This window comes from Cedecea sp. VD22 (genome assembly GCF_037150195.1).
In the GTDB taxonomy this organism is placed as follows: domain Bacteria; phylum Pseudomonadota; class Gammaproteobacteria; order Enterobacterales; family Enterobacteriaceae; genus Cedecea.
Genome location: NZ_JBBCPX010000054.1, coordinates 1 through 471, shown reverse-complemented (window position 1 = coordinate 471; position 471 = coordinate 1). Strand labels below are relative to the sequence as shown.

Sequence of the window (471 nt, the reverse complement as noted above, 5' to 3'; positions counted from 1 at the left end):
AAAATGTTTACTTCGTATATGGCTTATTACTTTTCTTTCGTGCAGTTTGGGCTGGAAGGCGGGCATCTTTCAGACAATGCTGATTAAGTCTGTTCTGGCTATTATTATAATGACTCATCTCTGTATGATTTTTTTAGGTTGGCGCCTCCAGAGAGGCGCTTTAGAGTTCTACCGTATTCCTTCTTGTCAGAAGGCGTATTTCACTCCCAGCATACCCTGAGTGTCCCAGTAACTACCTGACCCCATCTGTTGCGCCACGTTGCCCCATGCGCTCAGATTTTCGCTTATGTGGCCCTCAACACCAGTTTTTAGCTCTGCCACATTGCGTTGCCCCTGAAGATATGCACTGCTTTCACCCATCTTCACGCCATAATCCTTCGCGGTATAAACCCAGTTTGCTTCCACAAAAGGTTCAAACTGACGGAAGGAACCTTTGTCATGATGGCTCTGTCCGGTCATTGACAAGCGTAC

General features: G+C 46.5%; 1 protein-coding gene. It reads right to left on the bottom strand.

The window, feature by feature from the left end; all coding sequences use genetic code 11:
• Positions 1-186 precede the first annotated feature (186 nt).
• Positions 187-471 (bottom strand): autotransporter outer membrane beta-barrel domain-containing protein (locus WFK85_RS23445; RefSeq protein ID WP_336709965.1); only part of this gene is annotated, 285 nt, incomplete at its 5' end.